The sequence below is a fragment of the Chromobacterium haemolyticum genome, assembly GCF_002081825.1.
In the GTDB taxonomy this organism is placed as follows: domain Bacteria; phylum Pseudomonadota; class Gammaproteobacteria; order Burkholderiales; family Chromobacteriaceae; genus Chromobacterium; species Chromobacterium fluminis.
The window spans coordinates 61,005-76,245 of record NZ_MUKU01000017.1; the positions used below are offsets into that span (position 1 = coordinate 61,005).

Below are 15,241 nucleotides of genomic sequence, written 5' to 3' on the forward strand. Positions count from 1 at the left end.
ATCACCGCCGCCCGTTCTGTTGGGCGGCGTTTTTTTTGGCCGTGGGACGGCTACACTTTAAAAAACCGCTTTATTGATAAACCTTGTCGCTTCCGGGTGCACGATTATGTTGATGCTGCCGTTTTTCAAATTGATGGCCGAACGCCGCGCCAGCGATCTGTTCTTCACCAGCTTTTCTCCGCCGATGATCAAGCAGAACGGCGAACTGCTGCCGCTGAATGAAAAACCGCTGACCGCGGACATGGTCAAGCAACTGGCCTACAGCCTGATGAGCGAAGAGGAGATCAGCGTTTTCGAGCAGGAGCGCGAAATGAATCTGGGTCATCCCGTGCCCGGCCTCGGCAGCTTCCGCATTAATATTTTTTGGCAGCGCGGTTCGGTGGGCATGGTGGTGCGCTACATCCTGCCCAACATTCCTTCACTGGATCACTTGCAGCTGCCGCCGATACTCTGCGAACTGATCAAGCTAAAACGCGGTCTGATCCTGGTGGTCGGCTCCACCGGCTCCGGCAAAAGCTCTACCGTGGCGGCGATGCTGCAAACCCGCAACCAGAGCATGAGCGGCCACATCCTCACCGTGGAGGACCCGATTGAGTTTCTGTTCCGCCACGATAAATCCATCGTCAACCAGCGCGAGGTGGGCTTCGACACCCTCTCCTACGCCCGTGCGCTGAAGAACGCGATGCGGGAGGCGCCGGACGTGCTGATGATAGGCGAGATCCGCGACCCGGAAACCCTGACCCAGGCGGTCACCTACGCCCAGTCCGGCCATCTGTGCATTTCCACGCTGCACGGCAACAACAGCTATCACATGCTGAGCCGAGTCATCAATTTCTTCCCGGCGGAAAGCCGCACCGCCTTGTTGATGGACCTCTCCGCCGCGCTGAAGGCGGTGGTTTCGCAGCGCTTGATCCCCACCGTGGACGGCTCCCGAGTGCCGGCAATTGAAATCCTGATCAACACCCCTCGCATTTCGGAGTTGATCCGCAACGGAGAGATAGACAAAATCAAGGAGGCCATCGAAAGCAGCATGAGCGATGGTTCGCAAACCTTCGAACAGGCGTTGTACCGGCTCTACAGCACGGGGCGCATCAGCCTGGACGAGGCCCTGAGAAACGCCGACTCGCCCACCAACCTGTACTGGTTGATCAATCAGAGCAAGGAAAAAGCGGCGAGCGGCGACGATAAGCAAACCGGCGGCGAGCCGCCAAGCTTCGACAGCATCAAACTGGACCTGTAACCCACCCATGATTACTCTTTACGGCATTCCCAACTGCAGCACCGTCAAAAAAGCGCGCCAATGGCTGAGCGACAACGGCCTCGACTACCACTTCCATGATTTCAAGAAACAGGGCGCGGACGCCGCCAGCCTGGAGCGCTGGGCCGCCGCGGCCGGCCTCGCCAAGCTGATCAACCGCCAGGGCACCACCTGGCGCGGGCTGCCGGACGAGGTCAAGGCCGGCGCCGATCAACTGCCGGCCGCGCTGGCCTTGATGCAGGCCAACCCCTCGGTGATCAAGCGCCCGGTGCTCGACGTAAACGGCAAGATCAGCGTCGGCTTCGTCGAAGCCGACTGGGCGGAGCGCCTGCTGAAATGAGCGACACCCTAGAACTGGCGCGGCAACTGATCCGGCTGGACTCGGTCACCCCGCGCGACCAAGGCTGCCAGGAGCTGATGATAGCCCGGCTGGAAGCCATCGGCTTTCGCGTGGAACGCATGCGCTTCGGCGATGTCGACAATTTCTGGGCGCGCCGCGGCGACGGCGGCCCGCTGGTCTGCTTCGCCGGCCACACCGATGTGGTGCCCACCGGCCCGCTGGAACAATGGGACAGCCCGCCGTTCGAACCCACCGTCCGCAACGGCCTGCTCTACGGCCGCGGCGCCGCCGACATGAAAGCCTCGCTGGCCGCCTTCGTCACCGCCTGCGAAGACTTCGTCGCCCGCCACCCCGGACACCTCGGCTCCATCGCCCTCTTGATCACCTCGGACGAGGAAGGCGTGGCGGTGGACGGCAGCGTTAAGGTAGTGGACGCGCTGGAGGCGCGCGGCGAGACCATAGACTATTGCATCGTCGGCGAACCCACCTCGGACCAAGCCCTGGGCGACACCATCAAAAACGGCCGCCGCGGCTCGCTGTCCGGCCAGTTGATCGTGCACGGCATCCAGGGCCATATCGCCTACCCGCATCTGGCCAAAAACCCGGTGCACCTGATGGCGCCGGCGCTGGCGGAACTGGCGGCGACGCGCTGGGATGAGGGCAACGCCTTTTTCCCACCCACCAGCTGGCAGGTCTCCAACATCCACGCCGGCACCGGCGCCAGCAACATCATCCCCGGCCACTGCGAAATTCGCTTCAACTTCCGCTTCTCGCCGGAGAGCAGCGCGGAATCGCTGAAGGAACGCGTCTGCGCGATTCTGGACCGCCACGGCCTGGGCTACGAACTGCACTGGCAGCTGTCCGGCCAACCCTTCCTGACCCAGCCGGGCAAGCTTACCGAGGCCCTCGGCCGCGCCATCGTCGCCGTCGCCGGCCACCAGGCCGAACTGTCCACCACCGGAGGCACCTCCGACGGCCGCTTCATCAAACGCATCGCGCGCGAGCTGGTGGAGTTCGGCCCGGTCAACGCCACCATCCACAAGCTGAACGAATGCGTGGAAGTGGCCGACATCGAGCCGCTGTCCGCAATTTACCGCCGCACGCTGGAGCAATTGCTGAACGCGGACTGAACTGAAATTCCGGCTATGCTGAAACCGGTTGCGCCCGATTGGGCCAACCGGTTTTTTACGTGAAGACGGCCCAGTCTGACGCAGTGCCGACGCTTCCCGTCTCCCGCCTGAATGCGCAGACCCCCAGCGAAAGGTATGATCCGAACCATGGAAGTCGAAATCGCAAAAATATTCATCGCGCTGCTGGTGCTGGTCAATCCGCTGGGCGCCATCCCCATCTTCATCAGCCTGACGCCCACCTCCAATCAATTGGAGCGCAAGAAGATCGCCAAGACCACGGCCATCTCCGTGGCCATCGTGCTCTGCCTGTTCGCCGTCGTCGGCGAAACCTTGCTGCGCTTTCTCGGCATCAGCGTCGGCTCCTTCCAGGTGGGCGGCGGCCTGCTGGTGATGCTGATCGCCATCGCCCTGATGAACGCCAAGCCGGGCCCCACCAAAACCACCAAGGTGGAACGCGAGGAAGCGGAAACCAAGACCAATATCGCCGTGGTGCCGCTGGCGATTCCGCTGATGACCGGGCCTGGCACCATCTCCACCGTGATCATCTATGCGACCACGGCGTCGTCATGGGTACAGGTGATTTACCTTTTGGTAAGCAGTTTGCTGGTGGCCATCACCTGCTACGGCGCGCTGGTGCTGGCCTCTCCGCTGTCGCGCCTGCTGGGGCAAACCGGCATCAACATCGTCAACCGGGTGATGGGCATGCTGCTGGCGGCGGTGTCGGTGGAAATCATCGTGGACGGGATTTATCGGCTTTTCCCGCAGCTTGCCAGATAAAATCCCGTAAAACCCACAAACTCGGCAGGATTATTGTGTGGAGGCCATCAGCACAGCCTCAAGCATCCAATACAGCATGAAGCGGGACCGGCCAGGGGAAGCACCCGTTTCATGCACGGGAAACTCATTGTTTTCACTTGAAGTTTCCCTAAATACCCGTCAAGCCCCAGCCCTGATCTGTATATAGACAGATTACGCTGTATACACATTTTCAAGAGCAACTGTTCATTGTTTGTACCGATCCCAAGCAGTACTAATAAGGGGTTTTCATCCAATGGTCATTTTGCCATGTCTAGCCAGCAAGCCGTCCCCATTAAAATCTATCCGCGCCTGACCACCGGCCGCTTCAACAATGTTCGGGTGTTCATGGTTCTCGCCACCCAACTGGTGTTCTTCGGCCTGCCTTGGTTGCAGTGGAACGGCAGGCAGGCTGTGCACCTGGACCTGGAACAACACCGCTTCCTGATTTTCGGCCTCACTTTCTGGCCACAGGATTTCATCTTTTTCGCCGCCTTGCTGGTGATCTGCGCGCTGGGCCTGTTCCTGTGGACCGCGCTGGCGGGACGGCTTTGGTGCGGTTACAGCTGCCCTCAGACAGTCTACACCCAGATCATGTTGTGGATAGAACGGCTGACGCTAGGCGACCACAACGCGCGCCGCAAACTGGACGCGGCGCCGATGAGCGTGAACAAGTTCACGCGCAAAACGCTGTCGCACGGGCTGATGGGCTTGTTCTCGCTGATCACCGGCTTCACCCTGGTGGGCTACTTCACCCCGGTGCGCGAACTGGCCGCCGCCGCGCCCAGCCTGGCCTACGGCCCGTGGGAAAGCTTCTGGATCCTGTTCTACGGCGGCTTCACCTGGCTGCTGGCCGGCGTGCTGCGCGAGAAAGTCTGCCTGCACATGTGCCCGTACGCCCGCTTCCAGGGCGCGATGTTCGACAACGACACGCTGATCATCTCCTACGACAACCGCCGCGGCGAACCGCGCGGCAAAAGCAAGCAGGCCGCGGACAAGGCGCGCGGCAGCTGCATCGATTGCGGCATCTGCGTACAGGTTTGCCCCACCGGCATCGACATCCGCAACGGCCTGCAATACGAGTGCATAGGTTGCGCCGCCTGTATCGACGCCTGCGACCAGGTGATGGACAAGATCCATGCGCCGCGCGGGCTGATCAGCTATACCAGCGCCGCCGCGCTGGAAGCCGCCGGTAAGCCAAACCGCCCCAGCAGCAGCCATCGTCCGCGGGTCATCGTGTACTCCAGCCTGCTGGCCGGCATCATCGCCCTGTCCACCACCGCGCTAATCCTGAAAAAACCGTTCAAAGTGGATGTGCTGCGCGACCGCGCCGTCCTGGTGCGCGCCACCGACGACGGCCTGCTGGAAAACAGCTACAACCTGAAGCTGATCAACACCAGCGAACAGGCGCAGCGCTTCAAGATCCAAGTGGAAGGCCTGCCCAGCCTGAGGCTGGACAAGCCCGGACAGGTGGTCGAAGTCGCGCCCACCCAAACCGAGACCGTCACCGTGCGGGTACAGGCCGAACCCGAGCACGCCACCCGTGGCGCGCACGACATCTACTTTGTGGTCAGCTCGCTGAGCCATGACGGTAGTATGATCAGGGAAAAATCCAGCTTCATCGGCGAATGAATCTAGGATCCGCCGACATTTTTCCGCGCCAAGCAAACGTCGGCGATCCTAGGCAGTCCATCAGGAGTCAAGCCGCGGCGCAACGCCGCCGCGGTCCAACCGCCAGGAATACAATGAGCAAGACCAGTCAACTGAGCCAGCGCTTTCGCCATGCCATCGAGCAAGGCCATCTGCGCCCCGGCGATCGCATGCCCTCGCTGCGTAAACTGTGCCTGGACCACAAGGTCAGCATCACCACCGCCCAACGCGCCTACGCCGAGTTGGAAAAACAAGGCCTGATCGAATCCCTTCCCCGCTCCGGCTTCCGGGTGCTGGGCCTGTCTTCGCTGTCGCTGCGCCAAGCGCCGCCGCTCCCGGACCACCCCGGGGAGTTCCGCGCCGAGCACCTGACCATGGCGCTGCCCATGCCATGGGGCTGCCCGTTCATGAACCCGGTGCTGATCAACACCACGCCGCTGACCCGCGCGCTGACCCGCGCGCTCAGCGATTACCGCTACGCGCTGTCCAGCACCGACAGCGAAGGCTACGAAGGCTTGCGCCGAGAGCTGGCGCTGCGCTACCTGGCCCAGGGCGTGGAGCTGGACGGCGAGGAAATGCTGATCACCTGCGGCGGCATGGAGGCGCTGAACCTGGCGATCCGCTCGGTGGCCCGCCTCAGCGGCAGCGACTGCATGCTGGTGATCACCCCGGCCTTCCCGCCCATCTTCGAGCAATTGGAACACCTGGAACTGCGCGCCGTCGGCTTCAACTGCCCGCCGGGGCAGCCGCTGGACCTGGAGCGGCTGGAAGCGCTGCTGATCCAGCACCAGCCGGCCGGCATCATCGCCATGCCCAATTTCCAGCACCCCACCGGCCAGGTGATGAGCGATTCGCAAAAAGCCGCGCTGCTGGCGCTGGCGGAACGCCACCGCGTGCCCATCATCGAGGACGACACCTATCGCGAGCTGTACTTCGGCGAAGGCGCGCCGCTGCCGCTCAAGGCTTTCGACCAGCGCGGCAGCGTGCTGCACTGTTCCTCCTTCAGCAAATCGCTGGCCCCCGGCTATCGCGTGGGCTGGATCGCCGCCGGACGTTTCCGCGACAGCATTCTGGGCCTCAAGCTATGCAGTTCGCTGGCCACGCCGCTGCCCAGCCAGATGGCGCTGGCCCGGCTGCTGGCCGGCGGCCATCACGAGGACATGCTCAGCCTGCTGCGCCAGCGCCTGCAAAACAATCTGGCCGCGCTGCAACAGCAGATCGCCGCTCACTTCCCCGCCGACTGCCGGATGGCGCGGCCGCAAGGCGGTTACTTCCTGTGGGTGGAGCTGCCGCCGGGCGTCGACTGTCGCCGCTTGCTGCCGATGGCGATGCAACAAGGGCTGCACTTCGCGCCGTCCCAGATGTTCCACACCCCGGGCCAGGACACCGGCAACGCGATGCGGCTGAACTTCAGCTTCTTCGATCCGCTGCAACACCGTTCCGGCGTCCCCCTGCTGGCCGAGCTGCTCAGCCCGGCCAACGTCCGCTAAGTCTCCTCAGGCCCGGCCACGGGCCGGCTCCAACCGCTTGCGCTGCCCCAAGAGGGGCAGCAGCAAGACGGCGGACAACAAGGTGGTGATGGACAGGGCGAGGAAAAACCCGTCCCAGCCCCAGGCATCGGTCACCTTGGCCAAGGGATAGCCGGACAAGGCCGCGCCCAAATAGCCGAACACGCCGACAAAGCCGGTGGCGGCGCCCGCCGACTCCTTGTGCGCGGCTTCGGCCGCCGCCATGCCGATCAGCATTTGCGGCCCAAAAATAAAGAAGCCGATGAAGAAGAAGCTGCCGGCGATCAATAAGTAGTGATCGACGCTCAATGTCCACAGCAGCAGCACCGACAGCAAGATGCCCAGCGTGAAGATGATGTTCATCGGCACCCGGTTGCCGCGGAAAAAACGATCCGATCCCCAGCCTGCGACAATGGTGCCGATGAAGCCCCCCACCTCCAGCCAGAAAATCGCCGAGTTGGCCTTCAGCAACGCGTAGCCATGCTGCTCCTGCAGATACTTGTTGCCCCAGTCGTTAATGCCGATGCGCACCACATAGACAAACAGATAAGACGCGGCCAGCAGCCAGATGAAGCGGTTGCCGAACACATAACGCCGCAGCACCTGCGCCATCGGCAGCTTGGCGCTGTTCTTTTCCTGCTCCAGCTCCAGCTCGTCTCCCCGCCAGACGCCCACCGTCGGCAAACCCATGGACGACGGCCAATCGCGCAAACGGACGCACAGCACCAGACCGACGGCGATGCCGATCAGGCCCGGCACAATCATGCCGTAGCGCCAGCCGTACCCCATCGCCAAGGCGCCCGCCAGCAGCGGGATCAAGGCTCCGCCGACATTGTGCGAGGTATTGCAAATCGCCCACCAGAAACCGCGCTCGTTGCGCGAGTACCAGGCCGTCATCAACTTGGCGCACGGCGGCCAGCCCCAGCCCTGAAAGAAAGCGTTCAGCGTCCACAGCGCGGTGAAGGCCAGCAGGCTGCTGCTGAAGCCGAACAGGATGTTGACGATGCCGGTGGCGATCAGCCCCAAGCCCATGAAGTAACGCGGATTGGCGAAGTCGCTCATCATGCCGGACACGAAACGCGACACGCCGTAAACAATGTAGAACATCGACAGGATGGCGCCGCCCGCGGCCCGTTCCCAGCCCAGGTCGTCCAGCATCGCCGGCATGATGGAATTGAAACTGCGGCGGGTGAAATAGTAAACGGCATAACCGGCGTACAAGCCCAGCATGATGTGGAGCCGCCAATGGCGGTAGCTGGCGTTGATTTCTTCCTGGCTCTTGTCTACCGGCGCTTCCGGCTGCGCGCGCAGCCAGCTCAGCCATGTTCTCAGGGACATGTGCGTTCTCCTCTGTCCGCGCCGCTGCGACGGCGGCGCTGTTGTTACTGGCGCGTCTCCGCGCGCCTTGCCTCAACCCAGGCGCTGAATCAACTCCAGCGCCTCGCGATGGCGGGCCGGGTCGCCCGCCGCCAACACCCGGCTGCCGCTGTCCAATGTGATCGCCCTGCCCTCCCAGTCGCTGATCACGCCGCCAGCGCCTTCGATAATGGGCCGCATCGCCGCGTAGTCGTAGAGCTTGAGGCCGGCGTCCAACGCCAGATCGGTGCGCCCGGAGGCCAGCAGGCCGTAGCTGCGGCAAGCGCCGCCGTAGACCCGCCAGCCCGTGCGCTCGCAAAAGCCCTGCCATACCGGCCTTTCCTCCGGCAGAAAAAAATCCGGGCTGCTGACCGAGACGAAAGCCCGCTCTAGGCTGGCGCAGCCGCGGGTGCGGCATTCGCGGGCTCCGTCGCGCGTAAACAATAAGGTGGGCAATCCCCGACGCCCGATCCAGCAATCGTCGGTGGCCGGCTGATCTATCACGCCCAGCACCGGCGCGCCTTGATGCAAGAGTGCGATAAGCGTGCCGTAGACCGGCATGCCGGCCATGAAGGAGGCGGTGCCGTCGATAGGGTCCAACACCCACAACCATTCCGCGTCTAGCTCCCGCGCGCCGAACTCCTCGCCCAGCACCCCGTGGCCCGGATAGCGCAGCAGGATGCGCTCGCGCAGCTTTTGCTCAATCTCCAGATCCAGCTGGGTCACCAGGGTGCGGTCCGGTTTGAACTGCGAACTCCACTCAGAACGGGAAGCCAGCAAAGCGCGGCTGTCCGCCACCAGTTCCCGAGCGAAGCTCAACCATTCGTCCAACTGCCCTTGGGAATACCGCATCATTCAAACCTCCTTTCACTGCATCACCGCTCTTGTCGTCCACTGGCCGTTCTTGACCTCGGAAATCGTCACCGCCGCCTTGTTGAGATCGCCTTTGGCGTCGAAGGAAAAATCGGTGCTGACCCCGGCGTAGCTGAGCTTGGCCAAGGCCGGCATGAAGCGCGCCGGCTCCACCGAGCCCGCTTGCTGCATCGCGGCGGCCACCATCTTCATGCCGTCGTAGAACTGCGGACCCAGCCGCACCACATCCTGTTTGAAACGCGCCTGATAACGCTGGCGGAAAGCCTTGCCCGCTGGCCTGTCGTTCAACTGGCCGCCGGGAATGCCGGCGAAGTGGCCGCCCGCGCTGTCGCCGGCCAGGCTGAGGAAGGTAGGCGTCTGCAACATGTCGCCGCCCAACAGCCTGGCGTCCAGGCCCAACCGTTTCATCTGCTTGGCCATGGGCGCGGCCTGGGCGTCGGCCCCGCCGTAAAAGATCACCTGGGGCCGCAAGGGCTTGACCGCGGTCAGAATGGCGGAGAAATCACTGGCCTTGTCGTTGGTGTACTCTCGGCGAGCGATCTTGCCGCCGCTGGCCTGCACCGCCTTGGCGAACTCGTCGGCGATGCCCTGACCGTAGGCGGTGCGGTCGTCTATCACCACGATGCTGGCCGCCTTCAGCGTCTGCACCGCGAAGCGGCCCAACGCCGCCCCCACCTGGCTGTCGCTGCCCACCAGCCGGAAGGCGGTGCGGTAGCCCTGCCGGGTATAAGCCGGGTTGGTGGACACCGACAACTGCGGAACGCCGGCGGCGGCGTAGATGCGCGCCGCCGGGATCGACACCCCGGAGTTGAAATGGCCGAGCACCGCCTTGACGCCGGAGTCGACGAAGCGCTGGGCCACCTGAGTGCCGATGCGCGGATCGGCTTGATCGTCCTCCGCCAACAACTGGAAGCGCACCGACTGGCCGCCGACCTGCAGCTTGCGCGCGTTCAATTCGTCCACCGCCAGCCGAGCGGCGTTTTCATTGTCCTTGCCGTAATGCGCCTGCGGGCCGGACAAGGGCGAGGCGAAGCCGATCTTGACCAGAGTTTCGGCGGCGGCCGGCCAGGCGCCTATCAGCAACGCGGCGCCGGCGAGCGCCGCCCGCAAGGGGATAATGGGTTTCATCTCGTCTCTCCTTTGTTTTGACATGGGTGCTGCCGAAGACAGCCCGGCGCCGCGTTGGCGACGCCGGGCCTGACTCTAGTTCACGTACCAGATGGTCTTGGTCTGCTGATATTGCTCCAGCGCTTCCAGGCCTTTGTCGCGGCCGCCGAAGCCGGACTGCTTGAAACCGCCGAAAGGCGTGGTGATGTCGCCTTCGGAAAAGCCGTTGACCGACACCGTGCCGGCGCGCAGCGCGGCGGCGACGCGCTGGGCGCGCTTGACGTCGCGGGTGTACAGAGAGGCGGCCAGGCCGTAGACGCTGTCATTGGCCAGGCGCACCGCTTCTTCCTCGCTGTCGAAGGTGCTCACCGCCAGGATAGGGCCGAAGATTTCCTCTTGGAAAATACGCATCTTGGCGCTGACCTGATCGAAGATGGTGGGCTCGATATACCAGCCGCTGCCCAACTCGGCGTGGATTCGGCCGCCGTGGACCAGCCGCGCGCCCTCGGCCTTGGCCACTTCCAGATAGGCTTTCACCCGCTCGAAATGGGCTTGTTCCACCAGCGGGCCCACCTGCACTGTCGGATCGGTGGGCAGGCCCAGCTTCCAGCCGGCCAGTCGCCGCTTGAGCTTCTCCAGCAAGACGTCCTTGACCCCGGCGGCGACGATCAAGCGCGAGCCGCAGCTGCAGTTTTCGCTCATATTCCAGAACGCCGCGGCCAACACGTCGTCGACGATGTCATCCAGCTCGGCGTCCTCGAACACCAGCTGCGGGCTCTTGCCGCCCAGCTCCAGCACCACTTCCTTCAGATTGCTCTCGGCGGCGTATTGCAGGAACAAGCGGCCCACTTCGGTGGAGCCGGTGAAGGACACCATGTCCACGTCCGGATGCCGTCCCAGCGCCTCGCCCACCGCCAGGCCGGAGCCGGTGACCAGGGTCAGCGCCGCGGCGGGAATGCCGGCCTGATGCGCCAGCTGGGTGATGCGATAGGCGCTGAGCGAGGTCTGCTTGGCCGGCTTCACCACCACTGAATTGCCGGCGGCCAGCGCCGGAGCCACTTTCCACGCGTACATTTGCGCCGGGAAGTTCCACGGCAGCACCGCGCCCACCACGCCTATCGGCTCCTTGACGATAAAACCCAACGCTTCCGGCCCTGTGGGCGCCACCTTGCCGTAGCACTTGTCTATCGCCTCCGCGTACCAGGCGAAGGTGTCCAGCGTGGCCGGCAGATCGGTGTTCAGGCATTCGGTGATCGGCTTGCCGGCGTCGATGCAGTCCAGCGCCGCCAGTTCCTCCACGTGTTCGCGCAAAAGCGCCACCCACCGTTGCATCGCCTGCTTGCGCTCGGCCGGCGGCCGACGCGACCATTCGCCGGACTCGAAGCAAGCGCGCGCCGCCGCCACCGCGGCGTCGACGTCGGCGGCGTCGCCGGCGGCGACATGGCCGATCAGGCTGTTGTCCATCGGCGTCATATTGTCCAGCCGCGCTCCCCAGCCCTCATGTCCGGGGATCAGCAAGCCGGCCCACAAACGACCGGCGCGGGCACTCTCGAATATCGCTTCCTTGCTTAATGGCATCTCAGTCTCCCGTCAACGATCGAACGCGGCCAGCGCGTCGAGAAAAGCCTTGGCTTCCGCGCCCGGCAAAGGCAGCAAGGGCAGACGCACATCGCCGGCTTCGACGCCGTGGCGGCGCACGCCCAGCTTGGCCTTCTGGTTGTAGCCGCCGGACTCCATCGCCTGGATCGCCGGATACATCGCCGCCATCAGCGCGCGCACTCGCGCCCAGTCTTCGGCCTTGGCGGCGTTCAGCATCGCCACCTGCTCGCCGGGGAAGACATTGGCCGCGCCGCTGATCCAGCTGCGCACGCCCCAAAACAGGAAATCCGCCGCCTGATCGTCGCAACCGCAGATCACTTCGAAATCCGGCAGCCGCGCCTGAATCAGCGCCAGCGCGCGGCTGAAATCGCCGCTGCTTTCCTTGATGCCGACGATATTGGGAACGCGGCTCAACTCGATCACGCTGGCGACATCGATGGATACGCCGGCGCGGGCCGGGAAGTTGTAGAGAATGATGGGCAGCGCGCTGGCGGCGGCCACCGCCTTGAAGTGAGCGACGATGCCGTCCTGATCCGGCAGGCTATAGGCCGGCGGCGCCAGCATCAGCGCCTCGTAGCCCAGCTCCGCCGCCTGGCGGGCGCGCGCTATCGCGCCGTGGGTGGACAGATCATTGGCGCCGGCGATCAAGCGCAAGCGGCCCTTGCCCGTCTTGGCCACGCACTCCAGCACTTGTCTGCGCTCGCCTTCGTCCAAGGCGTAGTATTCGCCGGTGGTGCCGCAGGCGACGACGCCGGCGACGCCTTGTTCGATGAAGCGCTCGACCAGCTGCCGCAGCGCCGCCAAATCCAGACGGCCGTCGCGGTCGAACGGCGTGACGATGGGGACCAGAATGCCTTGTTGTTGCATAGGGTGTTTCCTTTGTGCTTGAGGGTGGACGGAAGCCGCGCGGCTCAAACCGGCGTCGCGGCGGCGGAACGGGTGCGCCAGATCGCAATGTCGGCGTAGCCATAGAACACGCTGATGGCGATCACCAGCAGGTGGTACCAAAGAAAGGGCAGATACTGCAGCGTGGACACGCCCAGCGTCGCCGCCATGAACACGCCGCCGTCGCTCCACGGCACCATGGGCGCGGTCACCGTGCCGCCGGCCTCGACATTGCGCGACAACACCCTGCGCTCAATGCCCTGCAGATCGTAATTGCGCTCGGTGATGGTGCTGGCAGTGATCAGCGACACATAGGCGGCGCCGCCGAAGAAATTGCCGAAGAAACCGCCCAGCAGCGTGGAGACGGTCAGCCGGCCCGGATTGTTGGCCCAGCGCAGAAAATTGGCGCTGATCACCTCCAGAATGCCGGCGCGCTCCATCAAGCCGCCAAGGCCCAGGGCGAACAGGATCAGCGCGATCACGCTGAGCATGGATTCGATGCCGCCGCGATTGAGCAAGGTATTGAGAAACTCCACGTCGGACGCGGTGCGGTTGCCGAAATACGCGGTGCGCACCGCGTCCAGCAAGGGCATGTCCTGCGCCCACCAGGCGCAGACTATGCCCATGACCGCGCCGGCCGTGATCACAGGAATGGACGGCAACCGCATCGCCAGCATCCCGATCACCGCCGCCGCGGGCAGCAGCAGCCAACCGTTGATGACGAAGTGCGAGGCCAGCGCCTGCATCGCCTGATCTGCGCGACTGGTGTCCAGGCCGGCGTCCGCATAAAAGAAGCCGACGCCGAGGAACAACAAAGCGGTCAACAACGTGGCCGGCGCGCTGACCCACATCATTGAACGGATATGGTCAATCAGATCCACCTTGCACAACGAAGCGGTCATCACCGTGGTGTCCGACAGCGGCGACATCTTGTCCCCGACGTAAGCGCCGGAAATCACCGCGCCGGCCACCAGCGGCAAAGGCATGCCGAAGCTATAGCCTATGCCCATCATCGCGATGCCGGCCGTGCCGGCGGTGCCGAAGGAGGTGCCGGTGGCCAGCGAGGTCAGCATGCAGATGACGAAGGCCGCGCCCAGAAATATCTGCGGGCTCATGATGGCCAGGCCGTAGTAGATGATGGCCGGCACCACGCCGCCGGCGATCCAGGCGCCGATCAACGCGCCCACGGTGATCAACACCAGCACCGCCACCATGCCGTTGTGGATGCCCTGGATCAGCCCCTGCTGCATATCGTCGTAACTGCGGCCCAGCCACACGCCCAGGCCAATCACCAGAAACCAGCTGCTGAACAGCGCCAGTTGGATGGGCAGATCCAGCACGTTAAGGAACAGGAACATGATGGCGATGAAACCGGCCATCACCGCGACAACCTGGATCGCGCTCGGCAAGCGCGGCGATGTTTGCTGCATGGCGTCTCTCCTCTGCGGATGGGTGGGCGGCCGGCGGCTCTCAGCAGCCGGCACGGCCGCGGCGCTAAAAACGCGCCAAGCGGTAAGGATGCAAATCCAGACTGGCCGGCCGCTGCAACACCATGTCGCGCAGCAATGCGCCGGTGGTGGCGGCCAGCGTCAGGCCCAGATGGCCGTGACCGAAGGCGAAATACAGGCCCTGGCGATCCGGCGCCGGGCCGATCACCGGCACGGTGTCCGGCAGCGACGGCCGGTTGCCCATCCACAACGTCATGCCTTCGGTGGAGAATTCGCCGACGATGCGCCGCGCCTTGTCCAGCAGGATCTCGGCGCGCCGCCAGTCCGGCGCCGCGTCGCGGTGAGCCAGTTCCACGGTGCCGGCCAGCCGCAGGCCGCCGTCGGCCAGCGGCAGGATCACAAAACTTTCGCTGGCGCACTGAATGAAATGGCGCAAAGCCACCCCGGCCTTGGGCAGGTTGACGTGATAGCCTCGCTCGCTTTCCAGCGGCACCCGGTAACGGCACTGGCGGGTGAAGCGGTCGCTCCAAATGCCGGCGGCGACGATCACCTGCCCGGCAGCCAGCGTGCGGCCGTCGGCGCAGACCACGCCGTCCACCTTGCCGCCGCGCTCGCTCAAGGCGGCCGCTTCCGCTTGTTCGAAGACGCCGCCGGCGGCGACGAAGGCATCGAGCAGGCCGCGGCTGAACAGATAGGGGTCGTCGACATGGGACCAGGCCGCCACCTTGACCGCGCGCGCCCATCCATCCCGCAGCGACGGCTCGCAATCCTGAGCGGCCGCCTGATCCAGCGCCTGCCAGGCCACGCCGTGCTCGGCCTTGCGCCGCCAGGCCGGCAAGGCCTGTTCAAGCTCGGCCGCGTCGCGGTACAAGGTCAGCGCGCCGTGCCGCCGCCACATGCCGTCCAGCCCGGCCCGCGCCACCAGCGGCGCGTAGTCGGCGGCGGCTCGGTTCAACAAGGCCGCCAGCGCTCGGGTCAGCGAAGCCACCCGCGCCGGCCGGCTGGCCAATGCGAAGCGCGCCAACCACGGCGCCAGCGTCGGCAGATAACGCCAACGCACCGCCAGCGGCCCCAGCGGATCCAGCAGCCAGCCGGGCAGTCGCCGCCAGACGCCGGGCTCGGCCAGCGGGATCACATCGCTGACCGCCAGCGCGCCGGCGTTGCCGTAGCTGGTTTCCCGCGCCGGCTCGCTGCGGTCCAGCAACAACACCTCCAGGCCGGCCAGCCGCAATTGCAGCGCCGTGGCGATGCCCACGATGCCGGCGCCGACGACAATGATTCGCTCGCTCATG

General features: G+C 64.6%; 13 protein-coding genes. 6 read left to right on the forward strand and 7 right to left on the reverse strand.

All coding sequences use genetic code 11. The features are described from left to right. Positions 1 to 112 precede the first annotated feature (112 nt). The 6 genes from B0T39_RS14205 (at position 113) to B0T39_RS14230 (ending at position 6,663) form a co-directional block, all read left to right on the forward strand. Positions 113 to 1,240 carry a PilT/PilU family type 4a pilus ATPase gene (locus B0T39_RS14205; protein WP_254894561.1) on the forward strand — a complete coding sequence of 376 codons (1,128 nt, stop codon included), beginning with the start codon at positions 113 to 115 and terminating at the stop codon, positions 1,238 to 1,240. A 7-nt stretch (positions 1,241 to 1,247) separates the two neighbouring features. Beyond that, positions 1,248 to 1,598, forward strand: a complete 351-nt coding sequence (locus tag B0T39_RS14210) for an arsenate reductase (protein ID WP_081547698.1) — start codon at positions 1,248 to 1,250, stop codon at positions 1,596 to 1,598. Continuing rightward, the gene (gene dapE, locus B0T39_RS14215; RefSeq protein ID WP_081547700.1) at positions 1,595 to 2,728 is read left to right on the forward strand and encodes a succinyl-diaminopimelate desuccinylase; all 1,134 of its coding nucleotides are present in this window, start codon (positions 1,595 to 1,597) and stop codon (positions 2,726 to 2,728) included. The genes B0T39_RS14210 and dapE overlap by 4 nt, the downstream gene beginning before the upstream one ends. A 147-nt stretch (positions 2,729 to 2,875) precedes the next feature. Further along, a complete protein-coding gene (locus tag B0T39_RS14220; RefSeq protein ID WP_081547702.1) occupies positions 2,876 to 3,505 on the forward strand; it encodes a MarC family protein in 630 nt (209 codons plus the stop codon). A 288-nt stretch (positions 3,506 to 3,793) separates the two neighbouring features. Then, positions 3,794 to 5,155: a cytochrome c oxidase accessory protein CcoG gene (ccoG, locus tag B0T39_RS14225; protein WP_081547704.1), complete on the forward strand. Its 1,362-nt coding sequence runs from the start codon at positions 3,794 to 3,796 to the stop codon at positions 5,153 to 5,155. Between the two features lie 113 nt (positions 5,156 to 5,268). Continuing rightward, positions 5,269 to 6,663: a PLP-dependent aminotransferase family protein gene (locus tag B0T39_RS14230; protein WP_166451801.1), complete on the forward strand. Its 1,395-nt coding sequence runs from the start codon at positions 5,269 to 5,271 to the stop codon at positions 6,661 to 6,663. A 6-nt stretch (positions 6,664 to 6,669) separates the two neighbouring features. On the opposite strand, the gene uhpC is transcribed toward B0T39_RS14230, so the two are convergent. The 7 genes from uhpC to B0T39_RS14265 form a co-directional block, all read right to left on the reverse strand. Beyond that, positions 6,670 to 8,019 (reverse strand): MFS transporter family glucose-6-phosphate receptor UhpC, encoded by a 1,350-nt coding sequence (uhpC, locus tag B0T39_RS14235; protein ID WP_081547708.1) that lies wholly within the window; start codon positions 8,017 to 8,019, stop codon positions 6,670 to 6,672. A 72-nt stretch (positions 8,020 to 8,091) separates the two neighbouring features. Continuing rightward, entirely contained in the window at positions 8,092 to 8,892 is an 801-nt protein-coding gene (locus B0T39_RS14240; protein ID WP_081547710.1) for an inositol monophosphatase family protein, read from the reverse strand. A 12-nt stretch (positions 8,893 to 8,904) separates the two neighbouring features. Further along, on the reverse strand, positions 8,905 to 10,038 hold the full coding sequence (locus B0T39_RS14245; protein ID WP_081547712.1) for a branched-chain amino acid ABC transporter substrate-binding protein: 1,134 nt from the start codon (positions 10,036 to 10,038) through the stop codon (positions 8,905 to 8,907). A gap of 75 nt (positions 10,039 to 10,113) precedes the next feature. Next, a complete protein-coding gene (locus B0T39_RS14250) occupies positions 10,114 to 11,595 on the reverse strand; it encodes an aldehyde dehydrogenase (RefSeq protein WP_081547714.1) in 1,482 nt (493 codons plus the stop codon). A gap of 12 nt (positions 11,596 to 11,607) precedes the next feature. Next, complete coding sequence (gene dapA / locus B0T39_RS14255; RefSeq protein WP_081547716.1) at positions 11,608 to 12,483, reverse strand: 4-hydroxy-tetrahydrodipicolinate synthase; 876 nt, start codon at positions 12,481 to 12,483, stop codon at positions 11,608 to 11,610. A gap of 44 nt (positions 12,484 to 12,527) precedes the next feature. Continuing rightward, a complete protein-coding gene (gene nhaC, locus B0T39_RS14260) occupies positions 12,528 to 13,931 on the reverse strand; it encodes a Na+/H+ antiporter NhaC (RefSeq protein ID WP_081547718.1) in 1,404 nt (467 codons plus the stop codon). A 64-nt stretch (positions 13,932 to 13,995) separates the two neighbouring features. Beyond that, a complete protein-coding gene (locus B0T39_RS14265; protein ID WP_081547720.1) occupies positions 13,996 to 15,240 on the reverse strand; it encodes an NAD(P)/FAD-dependent oxidoreductase in 1,245 nt (414 codons plus the stop codon). Position 15,241 lies beyond the last annotated feature (1 nt).

Excerpts from the sequence above, each read along its gene's own strand:
- B0T39_RS14205 (WP_254894561.1), top strand. The coding sequence starts at position 113 with ATGCTGCCGTTTTTCAAATTGATGGCCGAACGCCGCGCCAGCGATCTG.
- B0T39_RS14210 (WP_081547698.1), top strand. The coding sequence starts at position 1,248 with ATGATTACTCTTTACGGCATTCCCAACTGCAGCACCGTCAAAAAAGCG.
- dapE (WP_081547700.1), top strand. The coding sequence starts at position 1,595 with ATGAGCGACACCCTAGAACTGGCGCGGCAACTGATCCGGCTGGACTCG.
- B0T39_RS14220 (WP_081547702.1), top strand. The coding sequence starts at position 2,876 with ATGGAAGTCGAAATCGCAAAAATATTCATCGCGCTGCTGGTGCTGGTC.
- ccoG (WP_081547704.1), top strand. The coding sequence starts at position 3,794 with ATGTCTAGCCAGCAAGCCGTCCCCATTAAAATCTATCCGCGCCTGACC.
- B0T39_RS14230 (WP_166451801.1), top strand. The coding sequence starts at position 5,269 with ATGAGCAAGACCAGTCAACTGAGCCAGCGCTTTCGCCATGCCATCGAG.
- uhpC (WP_081547708.1), bottom strand. The coding sequence starts at position 8,019 with ATGTCCCTGAGAACATGGCTGAGCTGGCTGCGCGCGCAGCCGGAAGCG.
- B0T39_RS14240 (WP_081547710.1), bottom strand. The coding sequence starts at position 8,892 with ATGATGCGGTATTCCCAAGGGCAGTTGGACGAATGGTTGAGCTTCGCT.
- B0T39_RS14245 (WP_081547712.1), bottom strand. The coding sequence starts at position 10,038 with ATGAAACCCATTATCCCCTTGCGGGCGGCGCTCGCCGGCGCCGCGTTG.
- B0T39_RS14250 (WP_081547714.1), bottom strand. The coding sequence starts at position 11,595 with ATGCCATTAAGCAAGGAAGCGATATTCGAGAGTGCCCGCGCCGGTCGT.
- dapA (WP_081547716.1), bottom strand. The coding sequence starts at position 12,483 with ATGCAACAACAAGGCATTCTGGTCCCCATCGTCACGCCGTTCGACCGC.
- nhaC (WP_081547718.1), bottom strand. The coding sequence starts at position 13,931 with ATGCAGCAAACATCGCCGCGCTTGCCGAGCGCGATCCAGGTTGTCGCG.
- B0T39_RS14265 (WP_081547720.1), bottom strand. The coding sequence starts at position 15,240 with ATGAGCGAGCGAATCATTGTCGTCGGCGCCGGCATCGTGGGCATCGCC.